General features: G+C 55.7%; 20 protein-coding genes and 1 other RNA gene. 8 read left to right on the forward strand and 13 right to left on the reverse strand.

The features are described from left to right. Nucleotides 1-85: 85 nt before the first annotated feature. Entirely contained in the window at nucleotides 86-1,156 is a 1,071-nt protein-coding gene (locus B8P98_RS21390) for a LacI family DNA-binding transcriptional regulator (RefSeq protein ID WP_025710685.1), read from the reverse strand. A 270-nt stretch (nucleotides 1,157-1,426) separates the two neighbouring features. Here B8P98_RS21390 and B8P98_RS21395 point away from each other — a divergent pair, with 270 nt between their 5' ends. Continuing rightward, nucleotides 1,427-2,698: a maltoporin gene (locus B8P98_RS21395; protein WP_025710684.1), complete on the forward strand. Its 1,272-nt coding sequence runs from the start codon at nucleotides 1,427-1,429 to the stop codon at nucleotides 2,696-2,698. A 136-nt stretch (nucleotides 2,699-2,834) separates the two neighbouring features. On the opposite strand, the gene B8P98_RS21400 is transcribed toward B8P98_RS21395, so the two are convergent. From B8P98_RS21400 to B8P98_RS21425, 6 genes are all read right to left on the reverse strand, one after another. Beyond that, a complete protein-coding gene (locus B8P98_RS21400) occupies nucleotides 2,835-3,149 on the reverse strand; it encodes a glucose PTS transporter subunit EIIB (protein WP_095033402.1) in 315 nt (104 codons plus the stop codon). Nucleotides 3,150-3,213: 64 nt separating this feature from the next. Continuing rightward, entirely contained in the window at nucleotides 3,214-5,271 is a 2,058-nt protein-coding gene (locus tag B8P98_RS21405; protein WP_025710682.1) for a beta-galactosidase, read from the reverse strand. Nucleotides 5,272-5,301: 30 nt separating this feature from the next. Continuing rightward, nucleotides 5,302-6,504 carry a glycoside hydrolase family 53 protein gene (locus B8P98_RS21410; RefSeq protein ID WP_025710681.1) on the reverse strand — a complete coding sequence of 401 codons (1,203 nt, stop codon included), beginning with the start codon at nucleotides 6,502-6,504 and terminating at the stop codon, nucleotides 5,302-5,304. Nucleotides 6,505-6,508: 4 nt separating this feature from the next. Next, nucleotides 6,509-7,360, reverse strand: coding sequence for a sugar ABC transporter permease (locus B8P98_RS21415; RefSeq protein WP_000079398.1), 852 nt, complete (start codon nucleotides 7,358-7,360; stop codon nucleotides 6,509-6,511). 10 nt (nucleotides 7,361-7,370) lie between these two features. Next, nucleotides 7,371-8,678 carry a carbohydrate ABC transporter permease gene (locus tag B8P98_RS21420; RefSeq protein ID WP_008805425.1) on the reverse strand — a complete coding sequence of 436 codons (1,308 nt, stop codon included), beginning with the start codon at nucleotides 8,676-8,678 and terminating at the stop codon, nucleotides 7,371-7,373. 62 nt (nucleotides 8,679-8,740) lie between these two features. After that, nucleotides 8,741-9,973, reverse strand: a complete 1,233-nt coding sequence (locus B8P98_RS21425; RefSeq protein ID WP_025710680.1) for a maltodextrin ABC transporter substrate-binding protein — start codon at nucleotides 9,971-9,973, stop codon at nucleotides 8,741-8,743. Nucleotides 9,974-10,329: 356 nt separating this feature from the next. Here B8P98_RS21425 and B8P98_RS21430 point away from each other — a divergent pair, with 356 nt between their 5' ends. Beyond that, a complete protein-coding gene (locus tag B8P98_RS21430) occupies nucleotides 10,330-11,439 on the forward strand; it encodes an ABC transporter ATP-binding protein (RefSeq protein WP_042929008.1) in 1,110 nt (369 codons plus the stop codon). Between the two features lie 235 nt (nucleotides 11,440-11,674). Next, nucleotides 11,675-13,234, forward strand: coding sequence for an EAL domain-containing protein (locus tag B8P98_RS21435; protein WP_025710678.1), 1,560 nt, complete (start codon nucleotides 11,675-11,677; stop codon nucleotides 13,232-13,234). Nucleotides 13,235-13,295: 61 nt separating this feature from the next. Here B8P98_RS21435 and B8P98_RS21440 read toward each other — a convergent pair whose 3' ends face one another. After that, complete coding sequence (locus B8P98_RS21440; protein WP_025710677.1) at nucleotides 13,296-13,568, reverse strand: metal/formaldehyde-sensitive transcriptional repressor; 273 nt, start codon at nucleotides 13,566-13,568, stop codon at nucleotides 13,296-13,298. 164 nt (nucleotides 13,569-13,732) lie between these two features. Between B8P98_RS21440 and B8P98_RS21445 the strand changes: the two genes are divergently transcribed. Further along, nucleotides 13,733-14,563, forward strand: coding sequence for a nickel/cobalt efflux protein RcnA (locus B8P98_RS21445; protein ID WP_025710676.1), 831 nt, complete (start codon nucleotides 13,733-13,735; stop codon nucleotides 14,561-14,563). 44 nt (nucleotides 14,564-14,607) lie between these two features. Here the strand turns inward: B8P98_RS21445 and yczE are convergent, their stop codons facing one another. After that, entirely contained in the window at nucleotides 14,608-15,222 is a 615-nt protein-coding gene (yczE, locus tag B8P98_RS21450; protein WP_025710675.1) for a membrane protein YczE, read from the reverse strand. 88 nt (nucleotides 15,223-15,310) lie between these two features. Between yczE and yczR the strand changes: the two genes are divergently transcribed. Continuing rightward, nucleotides 15,311-16,738: a MocR-like transcription factor YczR gene (yczR, locus tag B8P98_RS21455; RefSeq protein ID WP_080896999.1), complete on the forward strand. Its 1,428-nt coding sequence runs from the start codon at nucleotides 15,311-15,313 to the stop codon at nucleotides 16,736-16,738. 134 nt (nucleotides 16,739-16,872) lie between these two features. Here yczR and B8P98_RS21460 read toward each other — a convergent pair whose 3' ends face one another. The 3 genes from B8P98_RS21460 to ffs form a co-directional block, all read right to left on the reverse strand. Further along, nucleotides 16,873-17,088, reverse strand: a complete 216-nt coding sequence (locus B8P98_RS21460; RefSeq protein ID WP_004129860.1) for a hypothetical protein — start codon at nucleotides 17,086-17,088, stop codon at nucleotides 16,873-16,875. Then, the gene (locus B8P98_RS21465) at nucleotides 17,085-17,342 is read right to left on the reverse strand and encodes a hypothetical protein (protein ID WP_025710673.1); all 258 of its coding nucleotides are present in this window, start codon (nucleotides 17,340-17,342) and stop codon (nucleotides 17,085-17,087) included. The genes B8P98_RS21460 and B8P98_RS21465 overlap by 4 nt, the downstream gene beginning before the upstream one ends. Nucleotides 17,343-17,652: 310 nt before the next feature. Further along, nucleotides 17,653-17,749, reverse strand: an RNA gene (gene ffs / locus B8P98_RS21470) — signal recognition particle sRNA small type. Between the two features lie 242 nt (nucleotides 17,750-17,991). Between ffs and B8P98_RS21475 the strand changes: the two genes are divergently transcribed. Beyond that, a complete protein-coding gene (locus B8P98_RS21475) occupies nucleotides 17,992-18,399 on the forward strand; it encodes a dTDP-glucose pyrophosphorylase (RefSeq protein WP_080897000.1) in 408 nt (135 codons plus the stop codon). Between the two features lie 67 nt (nucleotides 18,400-18,466). Next, complete coding sequence (locus B8P98_RS21480) at nucleotides 18,467-18,778, forward strand: MGMT family protein (protein WP_025710671.1); 312 nt, start codon at nucleotides 18,467-18,469, stop codon at nucleotides 18,776-18,778. Nucleotides 18,779-18,815: 37 nt separating this feature from the next. Here the strand turns inward: B8P98_RS21480 and B8P98_RS21485 are convergent, their stop codons facing one another. Continuing rightward, complete coding sequence (locus tag B8P98_RS21485) at nucleotides 18,816-19,307, reverse strand: YbaY family lipoprotein (RefSeq protein WP_025710670.1); 492 nt, start codon at nucleotides 19,305-19,307, stop codon at nucleotides 18,816-18,818. 216 nt (nucleotides 19,308-19,523) lie between these two features. Here B8P98_RS21485 and tesB point away from each other — a divergent pair, with 216 nt between their 5' ends. Then, the gene (gene tesB, locus B8P98_RS21490) at nucleotides 19,524-20,387 is read left to right on the forward strand and encodes an acyl-CoA thioesterase II (protein ID WP_080897001.1); all 864 of its coding nucleotides are present in this window, start codon (nucleotides 19,524-19,526) and stop codon (nucleotides 20,385-20,387) included. The last annotated feature ends 27 nt before the right edge of the window (nucleotides 20,388-20,414 follow it).

Raw genomic sequence — 20,414 nt, forward strand, 5'->3', positions numbered from 1 at the left:
ACAAGGTTACGCCGTGCTGTGACAAAGATCAACCCTGCTTAATTTAAGGGTAAGGGTGAAAAGGCGAGTTTCCCCGCCTTTGGCTTCAGGGTGCCAGACGGTGGGCGATGGCGCGGAGCTGTTCCGCGATAGCCTGCAGATCTTTTCCCTCCTCGACTCGGGCACCGCTGGAATGGCGTATCACCAGGCGTGCCGGCAGGATGGATGAGGTATGCGACGCGCCGCTGGTACTGGCGAGGATCCGCCGCACAGCCTCCTTCCCCTGCAGATCGAGATCCAGCGACACCGTACTCAGTGCCGGATAGAAAAACGAGCTTTCGTAGGTATCGTCATAGCCAATAACGGACTTCTCACCCGGCACCGCCACCTGATGCTGATGGAAAGCGCTGAGCACCCCCAGCGCCATCTGGTCATTACCTACCAGCACGGCGCTGAAATTGGGCGTTTCGCGCAGCATCTGCAGTGCACCAGCATAGCCGCTTTGCGCATCCCAGTTGCCATGCAGAATAGTCACCGGCTTCAGGCCGTAGCCATCAAGGGTTTCCAGCCAGCTTTTTAGCCGGAGCTTGGCCGACACCGAGCTGTCCGGCCCCGCCAGCAACGCGATCTCCCGATGCCCCATCTCATAGAGATATTTGACGCTGGCCCGGGTACCGTCCGCCGGGTTAAACGAAACGTTAAACACGGAGCTGTAGGGATCGACATCGAGAAAAAGGCAGACGATATCATCATTGTCAGCGGCGATTTTCTGCGCCTGTTCGGTCTCCAGCGGCACGTTGATAATGACCTTGTCCACCCGCTGAGATTTCAGCTCATTGATAGAATCCTGGATACTTTGGTTGACGCTCTCATCGATCATCGAAATCAGTACCTGATAACCTTCCAGATTGGCATAGCGTTTTACCGCCGCCGCCACCTGGGAAGGCGCATGCCAGGCCAGCGAAATAGTCACCAGACCGACCGTCTGACTCTCCTTTCCCACCAGCTGCTGCGCCAGCCGGTTTGGCACATAGCGTAAGGCCTCTATCGATTTCTCCACCTTGCGGCGCGTCGCTTCGGATACATTGGCAGATTTATTGAGTACCCTGGACACGGTCTGGTAAGAGACGCCTGCATGACGGGCAACGTCTTCCAGAGTAGCGCTTTTAGACTTCATGGTCCGGTTCCTTATGTTGTTATCTCATGATTGTAACAGGGGCCATTTGAAAAAACGCTCACCGCCACTTCTCATTGCAAAAAAACACCTATAAAAGTATTACGTTCACAATACAGTGAATTGTGAATCATCTCACCCATCGCAACAAAAACCAGTGTGATTATTTGCAGTTAGTCACACAATAATCATATCTCATTTGCCTGAAGTTACATTTAGGCATTTTATGACATCAGTTATGTGAACGTAATACAAAACAATAAGAGGATAGAGATGAACACTACACTGCGCGCCCTTTCAGTCGCGTTAGCCGCTGCGCTAATCGCCCCTTCCGCATTTGCGGCTTCTGCCGCGATCCCGACGATCGATTTCCATGGCTATATGCGCGCCGGGGTTGGGGTCTCCGGCGATGGTAGCGAAGCGGAATGGCAAAAAAATAAGCTGGGCCGTTTGGGGAACGAGTCGGATACCTATGGCGAGCTGGAGCTGGGCTCTGAGGTCTACAAGAAAGATGACGTCAGCTTCTATCTCGACAGTATGGTCAGCATGGTCTCCGACGGCTCTAACGATAATGAAACCACGCTGAACGATGATGCACAGTTCGGCTTACGTCAGCTGAACCTGCAGATCAAAGGGCTGATCCCGGGCGATCCAAATGCGGTGATCTGGGGGGGTAAACGTTACTACCAGCGCCACGATCTGCATATCATCGATACCAAATACTGGAACATATCCGGCTCCGGGGCCGGGGTGGAAAACTACACCCTCGGCCCGGGCGCCGTCTCGCTGGCCTGGATCCGCGGCGATGCCAACGATGTTGACTATCGCGTCGATGGCGACAGCAACGTCAATATTAACTATATCGATTTACGCTACGCGGGCTGGAAGCCGTGGGCGGGCTCGTGGACCGAATTCGGTATCGACTACGCGATGCCAAACACCACGAAAAAACAGGATAGCTACGGCGGACTGTACGATGCTGACAACGGCGTCATGCTGACCGGTGAAATCAGTCAGGATATGCTGGGCGGCTATAACAAAACCGTGCTGCAGTACGCCAACAAAGGCCTGGCGCAGAACATGGTCTCCCAGGGCGGCGGCTGGTACGATATGTGGAACTACGTGAACGACGCCACCGGTTACCGTGTGATTAACACTGGCTTGATCCCCATTACTGAGAAGTTCTCCATCAACCATGTCCTGACCTGGGGCTCAGCGGATGACATTACCGACTATACCGACAAAACGCGGATGCTGTCGCTGGTCGCGCGCGGACAATACCAGTTCACCGACTATGTGCGCCTGATTGGCGAAGTTGGCGGTTTCTATCAGAAAGACAGCTACAACAATGGCACCAGCTACAAACAGGCGGGTGAGAAATACACCATTGCGCTGGGCCTGGCGGACGGGCCAGACTTTATGTCACGTCCGGAATTACGCATTTTTGCTTCATACTTGAATGATTCCGAGGATGGTAAACCGTTTGAAGACCAGACGGCGAATAATACCTGGAATTTCGGCGTGCAGGTCGAGGCCTGGTGGTAATCGCGCGCGGCTATGACTAATACGTTATTTTTATCTCCTGCTGTAAGACTGTTAATTATCTTCCGGTAAAGTTTATTGCCACTGCTGTCTTTGTCTTATTTTCGGGATAACCTGTTTTCAGGTTATCCCGTTTTATTTATTTCCGGGCGGCAAAATGTTCATCCAAAAGCTGACGCAGCGCATCGGACTGTTTACCGAAAATGGCATGCACCTGCTGACCAAGAATAATAACGCCCAGCGCCCCCTGCTGCTGTAATGCGTCCGTATCTACGTCTGCAAGATGACGAACCGTCACGCGCAGACGCGTAATACAGGCATCCACTTGCGTAATATTCGCTTCGCCACCAAAGGCCTGAATAAGCGCCTCAATTTGCTGTTTTTCCGCCTCGCTTAATGGCTGTGCCGGACGCGCAGGAGAGAAATAGTGCAGGAAGGATTTTAAACTCACCATAATAAACTCCAGGTTTAAGATAAAAAAAAGCCTGCTCGTCAGAGCAGGCGTGGAAAAGAAGAAATTACGCGTGACGACGGAGAATACGACAATCCCATGCTGACAGGCTCAGCGGAGCCGACACCGCCGCGTCGGTCAGGCAATCCCAATACCCTTGCGGCAGAGTCAGGGTATGGCTTTGGGCGCTGTAGTTCTGCAGGAAGATAAATGCGTTGTCACCGTCAGTGCGCGCAGTGGCCACCACGCCGGGTGGTAACTCCGTCGCTATCGCCCGCGGCAGGGCCAGCTCCTTGCTCAGGGCGCTAAAGAAATCGCGCTGGAAGGCTAAATCGTTGCGGGAGGCCACATGCCAGGCTTTGCCTTTCCCGAACTCGTTCACCGTCACCGCCGGCCGTCCGGCATAAAAATCATCCCGGTAGGTGGCCAGCGCCTGGGCGCTCTCGGTATGGATCAGTTCGCAGAGATGGCGCACCTGATAAGGGCCCTGCAGACCGCACTGATTCCCGGCAAGCCCCTGCACCAGATTAAACTCGCCGTCATTGAGGCAGTCGATCTCTTCCGCCCAGATCCCCAGCAGATTGCGCAGCGGGCCCGGGAAGCCGCCGAGATAGCAGAGATCGGACTCATTGACGATGCCGGTCCAGTAGGTGGTCACCAGGTGGCCGCCGCTGGCGACAAACGCCTCTGCCCGCCCGGCAAAGCCGTCGCGCACCATATATAACATCGGGGCAATCACTAACTGGTACGGCGTTAAATCAACATCGGCGTCAATCACATCGACGGCGATGCCCTGCTCCCAGAACGGGCGGTAGTGCTCGTTGACCGTCTTCTCATATTCCATCCCAAGATTGCGTGGCCCCTGGGCATCATCCAGCGCCCAGCGGTTCTGCTGGTCGAAGATAATCGCTACTTTCGCCTCGGTGCGACAGCCCCTCACCTCCGGCAGCTTACTGAGGATCTCGCCCAGCTGGCAGACTTCACGGCCAATGCGGGTATCAATGTGCCCAACGTGGTCGACCACCGCGCCGTGAAATTTCTCTACTGACCCGCGACTCTTCCGCCACTGGAAATACTGCACCGAGTCGGCACCATGCGCTACCGCCTGCAGCGAGGAGAGAATATGCATTCCCGGCTTCTTCAGTTTGCTGGTCGGCTGCCAGTTGGTGGCGCCCGGTGTGGACTCCATCAGCACAAACGGCTTACCACCCTTCAGGCTGCGCATCATGTCGTGATACATCGCGGTGTAGCAGGCCAGCGCGGTTTCGTCTTTATCGCGGTGCCACATCGGATAGCTGTCCCAGGAGATGAAATCCAGCGCCTCCGCCAGCTGCCAGTAGTCGTAATCGTAGAAATATTCCATAAAATTGGTGGTCACTGGCAGAGCGGCATTCGCCGCTTTCAGCGGGGCAATTTCATGGCGGCAAAAATCGGTCACCTGAGCGGTGTTAAAACGGCGCCAGTCAAGATTGAGACCGTGGATCGACACCTCGCCCTGCGGCGCAGGCGATTCAATCTGCGACCAGTCGGTATAGGTATGGCTCCAGAAGGTACTCCACCAGGCCTGGTTGAGATCCTCCAGGGTCTGGTAACGCGCCTTCAGCCAGTCGCGAAAACGGTTCTGGCAGAGATCGCAATGGCATTCACCGCCATATTCGTTGGAAATATGCCAACCCAGCACGGCCGGGTGTGAGGAGTAACGTTCTGCGAGCAGGCTATTGATTTTCAGGGTCTTCTCGCGATAGACCGGCGACGACATACAATGATTGTGACGGCCGCCGTGCAGGGCCGGCACCCGATCGCGCCCTACCCGCAGAACCTGCGGATAGCGTTGCGACATCCACGCCGGACGCGCGCCGCTCGGCGTGGCCAGAAAAACATGTATACCGGCGGCATACAGTTTATCCAGAATAGTGTCCAGCCAGGCGAAATCAAATACCCCTTCGCGTGGCTCAAGTTTCGCCCAGCTAAATATTCCCACCGACATCACATTGCATTTTGCCTGCTGCATCATGGCAATGTCTTTATCAATAATATCGGGGTCATTCTCCCATTGCTCCGGATTATAATCCGCGCCATGCAGCAGCGTATTAACCTTCGGATGTAAAGGTGCAAATTTATTCATAATAAACTTCCTGAAAAGAACGACAAAAAATTAATTAAATACTTTTACCGACGGCAATACTTTTCCCTGACAATCAAATAGCGCCTGATTTTCACGTGCATTGCCCTCTTTCCACTCGTCATGGATATATTTCATTCCCGCCGGCGTGGCCCAGGTATTTCCCGGCACGGCAATCCATGTAGGCTCCCAATAGAAAATACCTTTACCGCGCTGGTCAGGCACATCAACCACCGCCTGCATTAAATCGTGAATATAGTTATATTGTCCCTGTACGGTGGCGGGATATCCCCCATCCTTTTCTTCTTTCGCCTGGAAACTATTTTCCGCGTTGTCGCAGTTGGCCAGGGTATAGGCGTAGGCCGCCTCGACGACGATAACGTCTTTGTTATAGCGTTTGCTAATGTCATCCATATTGGCCTTCAGAGCGCTGATCGGGCCATTCCAGTAGGTGTACATCGACAGCCCAATCACGTCATACGGCACATGGCGTTTATCAATCTCATCAAACCACCAGCGGAAGGTATCATTTTTGGTCCCTTCGGCCAGATGCAGCATGATTTTCACCTGCTCGCCGTGGCGCAGGTTCTCCTTCAGGCCATCGATAGCCGCGTTCAGCAGGCCGGCCAGCCGGTCGAATTCTCCGCCACCCTGCCCCCAGCTTTTCCCTTCCGGCCACAGGATGCCGCCGTTGATTTCATTGCCAATCTGCACCATATCCGGCAGCACGCCCGCCTGCTTAAAGCGGGCGATAGTATCGCGGGTATAGTCATGAATCGCCGTTTTCAGCTGCGGGTAATCCATCTTTTCCCAGGCTTTCGGCTTGAACTGCTTGCCGGGATCGGTCCAGAAATCGCTGTAATGAAAATCAAGCAGCAGCTTCATCCCCTGGGCTTTCGCCCGCTTCGCCAGCGCCAGGGTGGTGGCCAGATCATTGTTCCCGCCGCCATAGTCCTCGCCGCTCGCCGATTGCGGATCAACCCACAGACGGAGGCGGACATAGTTGACGCCGTTCTCTTTCAGAATGGCGATCGGATCCTTGCGCTGATTATTCTGGTCGTAAAAGGTCGCCCCGTGTTTTTCCGCATCCAGCAGCGTGGAGATATCCGCGCCTTTGATAAAGTCCGCTGGCATGGCGTGAAACGCGCGGGTTTCAAGCGCGTCCGCGGCCAGTGAAGGAAGGGAAAAACTGCATGCCAGACAAACCGCAAGCCATGCGGGTGTGAATCTTTTCATGTGCTTATCCTTTAGTACTGCCCGAGGTCAGGCCGGAGACGAAGTATTTTTGTAGCGCCAGATAGAGGATCGCCACCGGTACGGCAATCAGCACTGCCCCCGCCGCGTAGGTGGTGTAGCTGGCACCCATTTTTTGCGCCACCAGGTTATACAGACCGATAGGCAGCGTGTATTTATCCGGGGTACGCAGGATGGTGCTGGAGAGGATAAAATCCCCCAGCGGACCAGTGAACGAGAACAGCGCCACCACCGCGAGGATCGGCCTCGACAACGGCATGATGATCTCGATAAAGATGCGAAAGCTGCTGGCGCCGTCCATGCGAGCGGACTCATCCAGGTCTTTGGGGATCGCATCGAGATACCCCTTCATCAGCCAGGTATTCATCGGGATCATCCCGCCGACGTAGATCAGCACCAGCGCCAGATGGCTGTTAATCAGGCCAAGCAGCTGCGACAGGACGAAGATCGCAATCAGTGCAGAAAACTGCGGGATCATCTGCAGCAGCAGGAACAGCATCAGCCCGTTCTGCCGCCCTTTAAAGCGGAAGCGGGAGAAGGCGTAAGCGGTAAAGCTGACGCTAATCAGGGTCAGCACCATGGTCAGGAAGCTGATTTTCATCGAGTTCCAGTACCAGGTGAGGTAATTCACATTGCCATTAAACAGATCGGCATAATGCTGGAACGACACATTTTCCGGAATGATTGAGGTACTGAGCAGGCTATTGCCGGCGTTCAGCGACGCCCCGACCGTCCAGACCAGCGGATAGATAATCACCACCGAGACCAGGATGACCACCAGCCAGGTGAGAGAGAGTCGGATCCACTTTTCGCGTTTAATACTGGGTGATTGAGCCATGTTGCTTCCCTTACGCCATGTCGTCATTTTTGAAGGATTTGGTGGCGCGGAACTGCCACAGCGCCAGGCCGACGACAAAGATCGACAGCAGGATCGTGATGGTCGCCGCGATGGCGTACTGCGACGAGGACATCGTCAGCTTATAGATCCACGACACCAGAATATCCGTCCCGCCGGCGTTAGAGCCCGCCACCGCAGGACCGCCGTTGTTGAACAGGTAAATGATGTTGAAGTTATTAAAGTTGAAGGTGTACTGGGTGATGATGATCGGCGCGATCGCGTACAGCACCAGCGGCAGAGTAATGGTACGCAAGCGGGTAAAGGCGCTGGCGCCGTCCATCGTTGCGGCTTCATACAGATCGTCCGGGATCGCCTGTAACACGCCGGTGGTCATGGCAAACACAAACGGGAAACCAAGCCAGGTCTGCATCATGATCAGCGCCGTTTTAGTCCAGAACGGATCGGTGAGCCATGCCTTAGGACTGATGCCGAAGAAGGACAGGATCGCGTTGTTGATGACCCCGAAGGAGTCGTTGAACATCCCGGCAAAGACGAGGATGGTGACAAACCCCGGCACCGCCCACGGCAAAATAAAGATGGTGCGGATCAACGGCTTAAAGCGCAGATCTTTTTGGTTGACCAGAATGGCCAACAGCACGCCCACCGTACACTGCAGGGTGGTCGCCAGCAGTGTCCACACCACCGTCCACTGCAGCACATCCAGGAAAGTGGAGCGCCAGATGGAGAGGGTAAAAATATTGACGAAGTTTTTCAGCCCCACCCAGTCAACCAGCTTCGCTGGCGGCGTGTGGTAGAGGTTGTAGTTGGTGAAAGCGATGGCGAAACCAAACAGAATCGGAAAGATCACCACAAAGACCAGCAAAATAAAGCCCGGGGTGATCATCAGGTATGGAAAGCCGTCGCTCAGCAGCATCTGGTACTGCTTACGCACGCTGTTGAGGGCGATCCCCTCATCACGTTTTTTACCGTTGAGCCACGCATCACGCAGCGAGAGAAAATAGATCAGCACGCCAAAGGCGACGATCAGTACGCTGATAATCCCCTCGGCTAACAGGAAGATAGAGTTATCCCGCGGTACCTCCTCGCCCAGGGTATATAGCCCCCACAGCCCCTCGCGCAGGAAATCATAAAAAATACCCAGAAAGCTGCTCAGCAGCACCAGGAAGACCAGCCCTTTCAGCCACTGGCGATGATAAAACTGACCGAAACCCGGCACGATTGCCAGCAGCAGGCCGCACCACGCATGCCGCCCGGGCCCGCGCGCGTCGCTAAAATTTTCGCTGGAATGGATGCTCACACTCGACTCCTTCTACAAACGGGAGGTCCCCCTCCCGCTCTGTGACTTCACGTGACGGTGAATTACTGATTGCTGGCCTGCATTGCTTCGATCTGCATCTTGATCTGTTTCACCGCGTTATCGAGCGCGGCCTGCGGCGCCTGCTTGCCGGTAAGGCTCAGTTCAAGCGCGGCGTTGGCCGGCCCCCACACTTCGCCCATCTCCGGAATGCCCGGCATGGCCATTGCCCGCGCCGACTGTACGGCGACAGCGCTCGCCTTTTCGTCGTTTTTAATCACCGGATCGTCAATCATCGCCTTCAGCGGCGGAATTTCACCGGTTGCGATGTAGCGGGCTTTCACATACTGCGGCTGGTTGATGAACTCGATAAACTGTTGCGCCAGCGCTTTGTCTTTACTCCAGGTCGATACCACATAGCCCTTCACGCCGAGGAAGGAGCTCATTGGCTTGCCGTCCGGCAGAGTTGGTAGCGGCACCACGCCATAGTTGATGCCTGCGGCTTCATACGGCTGGAAGGCCCAGGGACCGTTGATTACCGCCGCCGCTTTTTTCTCGGTAAACAGCGAATCGATGGCATTCAGCCCGTTATCGCCGAGGATCCCCGCCGGGAAGGCCTGCTCGGCATAGAATTTTTTCAGGAAGGTAACGGCTTCCACTGCGCCGGGGGTATTGAGGCCCACCTGCTGCGGATTAAAGCCGCCGCTGTCGTTTTTAGCGAAGATATAGCCGCCCATCGGGCCAATGGCTCCCCAGCTGTAGTAGATCTGATCAAACTTGGCCAGCAGACCGTATTTGTTCTGTTCGCGCTGGGTCTTCGAGTAGTCGAGCCAGGCCTGCAGGCTGTCCAGCGGCTTGTCGATCAGGTCCTTGTTGTAAATAAGCACCAGGGTTTCCACCGCCTTCGGGATCCCGTACAGCGCGTTGTCCATGCGGAAGGCATTGATGGAGGCTGGCGTAAAGGCATCCTGTTTCGCCTGATCGACATTGAGCGGTGAGAGAAGTCCCTGAACCACGGCACCGCCGAGCTGGTCATTCGGGATCACCAGCACGTCCGGCCCGATACCCGCCGGCCCGTCAAGGCGCAGCTTTTCCAGCTGCTGGGCATAAGGCATCTCCTGCAGATTGACCTTCACGTTGTACTGCTTCTCAAAATCACTGACCGCGGTTTTAATACCCGCGGATTTCTTAATGTCTTCCCAGACGTTGAGCTGGCCGGCGGCATGCGCCTGCAGGCTGGTGAGTTGCCCCGCCGCCAGGGTGGTAAGGATTAGTGCAGCAAGCGTGTTCTTTTTCATTATCAACCTCATGTGAAGGTATAACAATTTAATGGTTTTTATGTGACTTACGTCTGTCAGTTAGAAAAATAAATCATTTCAAACTGCCGTGTTACATGGAAAACATGTTCTGATTCGCTTTTGTTATACGCTACGCTTTTATCGTTGATAAAACTACCATAAGCTGCCAGTTGTGTGATCATCCTTGCAGAAATGAAACGTCCCTGTATGGCGCAAAATCCGCGGAAGTTATAGTCGGGCCATGACTTTACTGCTGTTGAACATCGTCACACCGATTTGTTACACGTAATACAAATCACACTCAACATAGTGACAAACCAACGGCAAATAACAGCTACTCACTCCGGGGAATGTGGATGTCCAATATACGACTGAGGAATGTCACCAAAAGGTTCGGCAGCACGGTGACGCTGCACCAGGTCAATCTCGATATTGAAGATGGCGAGTTTGCGGTCTTCGTCGGCCCTTCCGGCTGTGGAAAATCGACGCTGCTGCGCATGATTGCCGGACTGGAAGAGGTCAGCGAAGGAGAAGTGCTGATCGGCGATGAGGTGATGAATGATGTGGTGCCCGCCCGCCGTGGCGTGGCAATGGTCTTCCAGTCCTATGCGCTCTATCCGCATATGACCGTGGCGGAGAATATGGGCTACGGGCTGAAGGTGAATAAGGTGCCGAAGGAGGAGATCCGCCGCCAGGTGGAAATGGTGGCCAAAACCCTGCAGCTCTCGCACCTGCTGGACCGTAAACCGAAGCAGCTCTCCGGCGGCCAGCGGCAGCGCGTGGCCATTGGCCGCGCGATCGTGCGTAATCCCCGGGTGTTTATGTTCGATGAGCCGCTCTCTAACCTTGATGCGGAGCTGCGCGTCGATATGCGCCTGCATATTGCCCGCCTGCACCAGGAGCTGAAAACCACCATGGTGTATGTCACGCACGATCAGGTGGAAGCGATGACCCTGGCCGATAAAATCGTGGTCATGAACTACGGAAAGGTAGAACAAATGGGTTCGCCGATGGCGCTATATTACAATCCGGTCAACAAATTCGTCGCCGGCTTTATCGGCTCGCCAAAGATGAACTTTTTGCCGGCCGTCGTCAGCGACTGGCAGCCGGAACGCCTAACGGTCACCCTCGCGCAGGACCATCAGCTGACCCTGAACATCGCCACCCAACCGCTGAAGCCCGGCGCCGCGGTAACGTTGGGGATCCGGCCAGAACACCTCACTCCGGAAGTTACTACCGGTACGGTGGTGGAGTTTCAGTGTGAAGTGGTGGAGCGTCTGGGTAACAATACTTACCTGTTTGGTCAGTGCTACGGCCACGATAACGTCAAGGTTTTGCTGCCCGGCGACGTCCATTTCCGCCCGTGGCAGAAGATTAATCTGGCCTTCGACGACCGCTTCTGCATGGTGTTTGATGAGAACGATCTGCGCATCAGCGCCGACATCACGGCTCCGGATGCGCACTAGCTAACATATTGCTGTCATCTGCGCAGCGTATGCTGTGACTGAATGCCGGAATACACCCTGCCCGGCATTCACACCCTCATTTTTATTCTGCTGCATCGGAATCATCCTTCTCTCCCGGCATCGCAGGCACTTGTGATGCCGGCTTTTTTCCCTGAGCGGCATTCTTTCTCCCGCTGCGCCCGGTTTATCTTTCGCATATACTGATGGCAACCCGCGAGATAAAAAGGATACAGGCATGAGGACCCGGCATCTGGTAGCGCTGTTTACAGGGGTGCTGATACTGGCCATCATCCTGCCCATCTCCTTCAGCATCTGGCAGGCAGCGCGGCAGGCCAAAATGCAGTTCTATCGTGAACTGGATGATTATTCCAACCGTATCGTCGTTCGGACGCTGCAGGTCGCTGACCAGGCCCGGGAAGCGCTGCGAGAGGCCGACGCACACACCGCCGCCTCCTGTAGCCCTGAACATCTGCTTACGCTCCGCCGCATTGCCTACACTCACCGCTATATCCAGGAAGTGCTCTGGCTACGCGATTCCGTACCACAATGCTCCTCCCTGGAAGACCATAGCGTCGCGGTCACCTTTCCACCGCCGGACCACATTGCCCCCGACGGCTATCGCACCTGGCTGACCTCAATTAACGATCTTGGCCTCGATCATCAGATGACGGCCATGGGCAGCCAACAGCATATGGTGATGATCGATCCCATCTCCTTTATCGATGTGGTTCCCGCCAGCGAAGAGAAGATCCATACCATGCTGTTTGGTTTGGACCACATGAAAATGGTGATCAGCAGTCAACCGCTGCCGGCGAAAGTCTGGCAACGTATAAAAGATCCACATGTGGATATGCTCACGCTGGATAACACGGTCTACCGGATCCAGCGCATTCCCGAGCTGGGCTCTGGCATCGTGACCTGGTCTTCCACCCTACCGCTGCAGCAGCGCATTCGACAGCAGCTGATCTTCTGGCTCCCTGCCGGCATCTTCACCAGCCTGCTCGCCACCTGGCTGCTGCTGCGCCTGCTCAGGCACCTGCGTTCACCACGCAACAGTATGCTGGACGCACTCAACTCCGAAGCGATTCAGGTTTACTATCAGCCGATAATCTCGTTGCAGGACGGGAAAATTGCCGGCGCAGAAGCGTTGGCCCGCTGGCAGCAACCCGATGGCACCTTTTTATCGCCAGATATTTTTATTCCTCTGGCCGAACAGACTGGGCTTATCACGCAGCTGACGGAAGATATCGTCAGGAAAATTTTTACCGACCTGGGGCCCTGGCTGCAGCAGCGCCCGGAAATACATATCTCCATCAACCTGTCGGTGGATGATTTACGCTCGCCCACCCTGCCGACGTTGTTACACGATCAGCTGCAGCACTGGGGGATCGCCGCCGAACAGATCATCCTTGAGATCACCGAGCGCGGGTTTGTCAACCCGGAGAGCACCCTGCCGGTGATCGCGCACTACCGTCAGGCCGGCCACCGCATTTCGATTGATGACTTTGGCACCGGCTACTCCAGCCTGAGCTATCTGCAGGAGCTGGACGTCGACACGCTGAAAATCGATAAATCCTTTGTCGATACCCTCGAATACCGGCCGCTGACGCCGCATATTATTGAAATGGCCAAAGCGCTCAATCTGGCCACCGTTGCCGAAGGGGTGGAAACGGAAAGCCAGCGCGACTGGCTGCGCCAGCACGGCGTCCAGTACGCCCAGGGATGGCTGTACAGCAAAGCACTGCCAAAAGAGCAGTTTATTCTGTGGGCGGAAAATAACCTCCAAGTGCAGTAAGCAACAGGAGCAATAAGCAGAAGCCAGCGGGTGTAGCCACTTCGCCGCCCGTGCCTGGGCGCTACTTCAGATAGGATTTAATGACCTGCATCACCGTCTCCAGATCCGCTTCACGCTGTGTCTCTTCAGGCTCTTTCACCACATGGTCGGTCAGATGCCCCTGAATAACCTGCAGCATCATACCGTTGACCGCGCCACGGATCGCCGCCAGCTGCTGTAGCACCTCAGCGCACTCATGCTCGCGATTGAGCATTTTCTCTAACGCGGTACTCTGCCCCTGAATCTTTTTCAGTCGGGTCAGTAACATTTTTTTGTGTCGAACTGTATGTGACATTGCACGATCCACCGTTTCATTCTGTCCGTGATTACCGACCTTCATCATCAGTAACGCCTGCCAGCATAGCATGATCCCTTTTGTCAGCCGCTTTTTCTACTGGGGGGTAGTATTTTACTACTGGGGGGGAGTAGGATAAAGGCACTTTTGGCAAGGATCCCGATATGAACGATTTCACTTCCCTTCTGCAGCAGGGCAATGCCTGGCTGTTTATTCCCAGCGCGATACTGCTCGGTGCCCTGCACGGCCTTGAACCGGGCCATTCAAAAACCATGATGGCCGCCTTTATCGTGGCGGTACGAGGAACGTTAAAACAGGCGATACTGCTGGGGCTTGCGGCGACGGTTTCGCATACGGCGGTCGTCTGGCTGATCGCTATGGCCGGCCTGTGGTTTGGCCGCGGCTGGAACGCACAGACCTCTGAACCGTGGTTTCAGCTGATCTCGGGGATAGCGATTGTACTGATTGCCTGCTGGATGCTCTGGCGCACCTGGCGCGAATCGCAGCCCCATACGCACTCTCATCATCCGCACGCTCATGAACATGAACATGAACATCATCACCATAAACATGACCATCACCATGCGCCTTCATCCGCCGCGCCGCTGGTGGCGGAAGAGTGGCAGGACGCACATCAGCGGGCTCATGCGCAGGAGATCAATCGACGCTTTGATGGCCGCCAGGTGACGACCGGGCAGATCGTACTGTTTGGCCTGACTGGCGGGCTGATCCCCTGCCCGGCGTCCATTACCGTGCTGCTTATCTGTTTACAGCTGAAGAAATTCTCGCTGGGCGCCACGCTGGTGCTGGGCTTTAGCGTCGGTCTGGCGCTGACGCTGGTCGCTTCCGGGGCCATCGCCGCCCTGAGCCTGAAACATGCCACCCGCCGCTGGCCGTGGCTTAACGACCTCTCGCGCAAGGCGCCCTGGATCTCAGGCTTACTGATCATCGTGGTGGGGATTTACATGATGCTTCATGGCCTGAGCGGCCTGTAAGCGATGAAAGGCCCTCTCCGTGATGAAGAGGGCGAGTCATTAATTCAGGAGACGGTTTGCTGGGGAGTGCTGACCGCTTTGCGAGTGACGGGTCGGCTAAACCACGGCAGGCACAGCTGGATCAGCGGGCCAATCGCCAACGCGTAAATCACCGTGCCGACGCCAAACTTGCCCCCCAGCAGCCAGCCAATCACCAGCACAGAGAGCTCGATCGCCGTCCGGATACCGCGCAGTGACCAACCAGTGCGAGCGTGCAGGCCAGTCATTAAGCCATCGCGCGGCCCGGGGCCAAAGCCCGCGCCAATATACATCCCGGTAGCGATAGCGTTCAGCACAATCGCCACCACCAGCAGTGTACTGCGGGCTACCAGCGACTCCAGCGGCGGCAGGACGGCCAGCGTGGCGTCCGCCGCCAGTCCCAGCACGATAACGTTACTCACCGTGCCGAGCCCTGGCATCTGGCGGATTGGGATCCACAGTAGCAGCACCGCCGCGCCGGTGAGAATAATCACCGTACCGAAACTGATCCCCAGCTGTTTTGCCACCCCGAGATGGAAAACATCCCACGGATCGGCGCCAAGATTGGCATGCACGAAGAGCGCCGTGGACACGCCGTAAAGCACCAGACCAATATATAACTGCAGCAGGCGACGAAGCATATTTTTTCCTCAACATCATTGCGAATGCCTTCATCATCAGCAAAAATGGACTGATAATTAATGGCCAGTTTTGGAAAAGTGGATCGCTATGTCAGCCCGACGCTTTGGAACCCAATCCCTGGTACGCCTGCTCGGCAACTGGCAGGAGTCCAGCTCACGCACGCCGCTATGGCGCCAGCTGGCGGAAGCGCTCCGCCTGCTGATCCTTGATGGTCGCCTGACGCTGCAAACGCGCCTGCCCGGCGAGCGCGAGCTGGCGACGGCCCTGAACGTCAGCCGGACCACCATCGCCAGCGCGCTCGGCCAGTTGCGGGAGGAGGGTTTTCTCTACAGCCGTCAGGGGAGCGGGTCACGCATTGTTTTGCCGGAACGCCCCGCCGATCTTCCTCTGCCTACCGGCATCTCATCTACGCTTAATCTCTCTACCGCCGCGCTCAGCGCCGGGCCGGAAGTCCATCAGGCCTTCCAGCATGCCATGACCCTGCTCCCGTCCTATCTGACGCAAACTGGCTACGATCAACATGGATTGCCAGTGCTGCGGGAGGCCATTGCCCGGCACTATAGCGAACGCGGTCTACCGACGCGGCCCGATGAGGTGATGGTCGTCAACGGCGCCCTTAGCGCCTTCGCATTGATCCTGCGCCTGTTTACCGGCCCGGGTGACCGGGTGGTCATTGACGCTCCAACCTATCCCATGGCGATTAGCGCGATTCAGGGTGCCTCCTGCCGCCCGATCGGCGTCGCGCTCCCGCAGCAGGGATGGGACTGTGATGGATTGGCGGCGACTATTGCGCAGACCGCGCCGCGTCTGGCATGGCTGATGCCGGATTTTCACAATCCCACCGGGCGCTGTATGGATGCCCCCACCCGCCAGCGGGTCGCGGATATCGCCGCCAGGACGCGAACAACGCTGGTAATCGATGAGACCATGGCCGACCTTTGGTACAACGCGCCCCCGCCCCCGCCGCTGGCCTGCTTTAATCCCGATGCCGCGGTGATCACCATTGGTTCGGCCGGGAAAAGTTTCTGGGGAGGACTGCGCATCGGCTGGATCCGCGCCAGTGCGCGAACCATCGCCTCGCTTATTCAGGCCCGTGATTCCCTGGATTTAGGTACACCGCTGCTGGAGCAGCTGGCCTGCAGCTGGTTGCTGGACAATGCCGCAACGTTGCTGCCGCCGCGTCGGGAGATGCTGAAGGCGCGCCGGGACATGTGCGAAACGCTGATGGCGGAATATTTTCCCCGCTGGCGATTTGCGGCGCCGGAAGGTGGGCTCTCTTTTTGGGTGGAACTCCCTGACATGCTGGCCACCCTGTTCTCTGCGCGCGCGGAAAGCCAGGGGATCCATATCGGTACCGGTACGCGATTTGGTCTGGAGGGGGCGTTCGATCGCTATTTACGGCTGCCGTTTACGCTGCCGGATGAAGCATTGCGCCAGGCCTTCTCCACGCTACAACCGCTGTGGCAAAGCCTTGCAGAGCAGAAGGAAAATACGCGTCTGCGGAAAATAATATAACAAAATATCGACGGGCTGGGTTCAGCCCGTCAAATGACCGTCATCCATGAGGTATATGAGATGTTTTTATAAAATTGCCGGGATATCCTGCCCTCTGGTTATGGCAACCCGATGATAGAAATAAGGCAATTTCATTAATGCTGGCGCGGAATAGGAAACCCTTTCAGGGAAATAATAAAGCCATCTTCATCTTTTTTAATTTTAGCGCCGGTGTCACACCAGTCGGAGGCAATGCGAAAGAACTCATCACTACCGATATTCCAGTTCAGGCGAACATGTTTTACGTATCCTGAGCGCAACATATCGCAGGCTTCGCTATAGTTGCTGGCTGTAGAGAGTTGTTGTTTCATTTTTTCTTCTTCAGAAGTTTTCTTAATGCTTTGATTTCTTTAGGGGTTAATGGCGTCGCTTCCTCTTCGGTATGCTGGCTGTCAATGTCTTCTTCCGTTACCCCCGCCTCAGCTGCTGACGCCTCCAGCTGAAAAGCCAGCTGCAACAGCTTTTCCGTTGCCGTACCCAGGTTCTCGTTATTCACTTCCGCATAATGACGCAGCTTCTCTTTTAACTCGGCGTCAATTTTTACATTCAAAACCACTGTGGTCATAGCTACGCTTCCCGTGCAATAAAATCATCATAATTAATACACGAAGTTAACATGCTGATCCAGAGATATATTTTATAGCATGGATCGGCCAACAAATTCCCATCAATAAGATGCACCTTATTTATGACACAGACATGACATTAATATTTCAGTAGTATTTCAGATTTATGACAAGTCAATATTATGGAATAAAAAGGTAGTTTTTTAACAACTAAAAATAATATGTGATCTGTACCAGAAATTAATTACAGCAGGCGTAAAGACCGGATAAACATAAGGGAAATAACAGGCAGGCTGAAATGGGTGGGGGCCCTGCCAGCTACATCCCGGCACACACGTCGTCTGCTCTGGCTGCTTCCTTCCGGACCTGACCTGGTAAACAGAGTAGCGTTGCGGGAGAACCAACAGAGCCCCCATTGAGAGCGTTGGTTACCCAACGCGCTGGCGCATTATCCCTGCTGACCTGGTGAATTGCAAGCGCACGCCGACTGCCTGCTGGTTTATTGTGCAATAACGCGAATAAAACCAACAACTCACAGTTAACCGGTGAGATTGCGAGCGCGCCCTCAGCTTAAAGACGTGATATCCACCATACTTAGCCACCTTACCTCTTCTTTTATAATCAGCACATTGTCTCTACGGTACTCGAATGACTGACTCATCACCCCAGACCATTACTTTGCCTTTACCCGCTATTGAAGGGATGACCATCGCCTATCAGGGCGTGAACTATCTGCGCCCGGGAAAAATGCTCGACTTCGCAACCCTCAGCCAGGCGCCGGTAAGGGCGGTCACGCCGCTGTCGCTGCTCTATTCCACCGTCGGCGTGCTGCGCCAGGTCGAACTGCGCAAGCTGCCGGTCTATATCAGCGGTCGGGTGGTGTATCCCATCTCATCGCTGGCCATGCCGGGCCTGCGCGCGAAGCTCATCATTAACGCCGCCTCGCAGCGCCTGAAATTTCTTGAGAGTTTGATCGCCAGTTCACCGTCTGACAATGTCCATGGCATGCAGATCCTCGGCCTAGCCCTGACGTTCACCGTCGAGCAGCCCGCCTGACCCTTGCCGACTGTACAGCCTGCGGCTCAGCGCTTATGCTGGCGTTTTGCCGGTAACAGGACAGAACATGGATCAGCACGACACATTTCCCCAACGCGTCTGGCACATCGTGGCGTCGATACCGGAAGGATACGTCACGACCTACGGCGATGTCGCCCGCCTGGCCGGTTCACCGCGCGCAGCGCGTCAGGTGGGTGGCGTACTGAGGCGCCTGCCGGAAGGGTCTACCCTTCCCTGGCATCGCGTCGTCAATCGCCATGGCGATATCTCCCTCACCGGGCCCGACCTGCAGCGGCAGCGTCAGGCCTTGCTGGCTGAAGGGGTTCAGGTTTCCGGCAGCGGCCATATCGATCTCCAGCGCTATCGCTGGGTTTACTGAAGACAAAAAAAAGCCCCCTTCCGGGGGCTCAGCGAGCTTATTGCGCGACAGGAACGGCGGTCTGCTGGACCGGAACCAGCGTCAGGTCGGCATGAGTGCCCCCCTGATTTATCACCGACTGCACGGTATCGGTAATAAACATCAGCTGGCCGTTAACGGTGATCGCGGCACTCAGCAGAATACGGGCGTTCGGTTGCACGTCTGCCGGGTTGTAAGGCAGCGCAAAGTTAAATGGCGCCTGTTTGCCTTCAGTACGCACCGCTTTTTGCGACAACACGCGGGCTGGCGCATCTGCCAGAGAAGCATCCGACAGGGTCACCGTCAGTACCGCATCCGGCGGTAAAGCGATTCTCTGGCGGATATTAATCGTCCCCGTGACGCTTGGCTGCTGCTGCGCTACGCTCAGCGTCGCGATGCCGTAAGGGTCGGGCGCGGCTGCCTGAGTCGAAGAATTGGTCGAGTGGTGATTAGCACAGGCGGTCAGCGTCGCGGCAACGGCTAAGGCACTAAACATATAGGCAAATTTCATGATGTTCTCCTTATCATCCCTTAATACCCAGGAGGATGTTCCGCCGCTTCGCCGGCAGGAACTTTCGTGTCGTCAATAAGCGTGGCACAGATCTCAGATTTGTTCCTGTTAACCGGGCGTTATTCAGATTATTACACCCATCGGACCACTTGCGATTCCAGGTTATACTTGGCCACATTACGCGCACTGCGCCGCCATTGTTAATTGAGGATAAGTATGAGTCAGGCACTCTCTAACCTGCTGGCATTATTAGATCTGGAAAAAATTGAGGAAGGGTTGTTTCGCGGGCAGAGCGAAGACCTGGGATTGCGTCAGGTTTTTGGCGGCCAGGTAGTCGGTCAGGCGCTGTATGCGGCAAAAGAGACGGTGCCCGTTGAACGGCTGGTGCATTCGTTTCACAGCTACTTTCTGCGCCCGGGTGATAGCCAGAAGCCGATCGTCTACGATGTGGAGGTGCTGCGCGACGGCAACAGTTTTAGCGCCCGTCGGGTCGCCGCTATCCAGAACGGGAAGCCGATCTTCTATATGACCGCCTCCTTCCAGGCGCCAGAGAATGGCTATGAGCATCAGAAAGCGATGCCGACCACCCCCTCACCTGACGGTCTGCCTTCAGAAACCGACATCGCTCGCAAGCTGGCGCATCTCCTGCCGCCGCAGGTGAAAGACAAATTCCTCTGCGATAAACCGCTGGAGATCCGTCCGGTGGAGTTTCATAACCCGATGAAAGGCCATATTGCCGAACCGGTGCGCCAGGTCTGGCTGCGCGCCAACGGCGCCGTTCCCGACGATCTGCGCATTCATCAGTATCTGCTGGGCTATGCTTCGGACTTTAACTTTCTGCCGGTGGCGCTGCAGCCGCACGGCGTCGGTTTCCTCGAGCCCGGCATGCAGGTCGCCACTATCGACCATTCGATGTGGTTCCACCGGCCGTTTAATATTAATGAATGGCTGCTGTACAGTGTCGAAAGCACTTCAGCCTCCAGCGCCCGTGGCTTCGTACGCGGCGAGTTCTACACCCAGGATGGAACACTGGTTGCCTCAACGGTCCAGGAAGGGGTGATGCGCAACCGCAACGCATAAAAAAAGCCTCCCGGACGGGAGGCTTTT

Source organism: Klebsiella quasivariicola, assembly GCF_002269255.1.
Taxonomy (GTDB): Bacteria; Pseudomonadota; Gammaproteobacteria; order Enterobacterales; family Enterobacteriaceae; genus Klebsiella; species Klebsiella quasivariicola.

Excerpts from the sequence above, each read along its gene's own strand:
- B8P98_RS21390 (WP_025710685.1), bottom strand. The coding sequence starts at position 1,156 with ATGAAGTCTAAAAGCGCTACTCTGGAAGACGTTGCCCGTCATGCAGGC.
- B8P98_RS21395 (WP_025710684.1), top strand. The coding sequence starts at position 1,427 with ATGAACACTACACTGCGCGCCCTTTCAGTCGCGTTAGCCGCTGCGCTA.
- B8P98_RS21400 (WP_095033402.1), bottom strand. The coding sequence starts at position 3,149 with ATGGTGAGTTTAAAATCCTTCCTGCACTATTTCTCTCCTGCGCGTCCG.
- B8P98_RS21405 (WP_025710682.1), bottom strand. The coding sequence starts at position 5,271 with ATGAATAAATTTGCACCTTTACATCCGAAGGTTAATACGCTGCTGCAT.
- B8P98_RS21410 (WP_025710681.1), bottom strand. The coding sequence starts at position 6,504 with ATGAAAAGATTCACACCCGCATGGCTTGCGGTTTGTCTGGCATGCAGT.
- B8P98_RS21415 (WP_000079398.1), bottom strand. The coding sequence starts at position 7,360 with ATGGCTCAATCACCCAGTATTAAACGCGAAAAGTGGATCCGACTCTCT.
- B8P98_RS21425 (WP_025710680.1), bottom strand. The coding sequence starts at position 9,973 with ATGAAAAAGAACACGCTTGCTGCACTAATCCTTACCACCCTGGCGGCG.
- B8P98_RS21430 (WP_042929008.1), top strand. The coding sequence starts at position 10,330 with ATGTCCAATATACGACTGAGGAATGTCACCAAAAGGTTCGGCAGCACG.
- B8P98_RS21435 (WP_025710678.1), top strand. The coding sequence starts at position 11,675 with ATGAGGACCCGGCATCTGGTAGCGCTGTTTACAGGGGTGCTGATACTG.
- B8P98_RS21440 (WP_025710677.1), bottom strand. The coding sequence starts at position 13,568 with ATGTCACATACAGTTCGACACAAAAAAATGTTACTGACCCGACTGAAA.
- B8P98_RS21445 (WP_025710676.1), top strand. The coding sequence starts at position 13,733 with ATGAACGATTTCACTTCCCTTCTGCAGCAGGGCAATGCCTGGCTGTTT.
- yczE (WP_025710675.1), bottom strand. The coding sequence starts at position 15,222 with ATGCTTCGTCGCCTGCTGCAGTTATATATTGGTCTGGTGCTTTACGGC.
- yczR (WP_080896999.1), top strand. The coding sequence starts at position 15,311 with ATGTCAGCCCGACGCTTTGGAACCCAATCCCTGGTACGCCTGCTCGGC.
- B8P98_RS21460 (WP_004129860.1), bottom strand. The coding sequence starts at position 17,088 with ATGAAACAACAACTCTCTACAGCCAGCAACTATAGCGAAGCCTGCGAT.
- B8P98_RS21465 (WP_025710673.1), bottom strand. The coding sequence starts at position 17,342 with ATGACCACAGTGGTTTTGAATGTAAAAATTGACGCCGAGTTAAAAGAG.
- B8P98_RS21475 (WP_080897000.1), top strand. The coding sequence starts at position 17,992 with ATGACTGACTCATCACCCCAGACCATTACTTTGCCTTTACCCGCTATT.
- B8P98_RS21480 (WP_025710671.1), top strand. The coding sequence starts at position 18,467 with ATGGATCAGCACGACACATTTCCCCAACGCGTCTGGCACATCGTGGCG.
- B8P98_RS21485 (WP_025710670.1), bottom strand. The coding sequence starts at position 19,307 with ATGAAATTTGCCTATATGTTTAGTGCCTTAGCCGTTGCCGCGACGCTG.
- tesB (WP_080897001.1), top strand. The coding sequence starts at position 19,524 with ATGAGTCAGGCACTCTCTAACCTGCTGGCATTATTAGATCTGGAAAAA.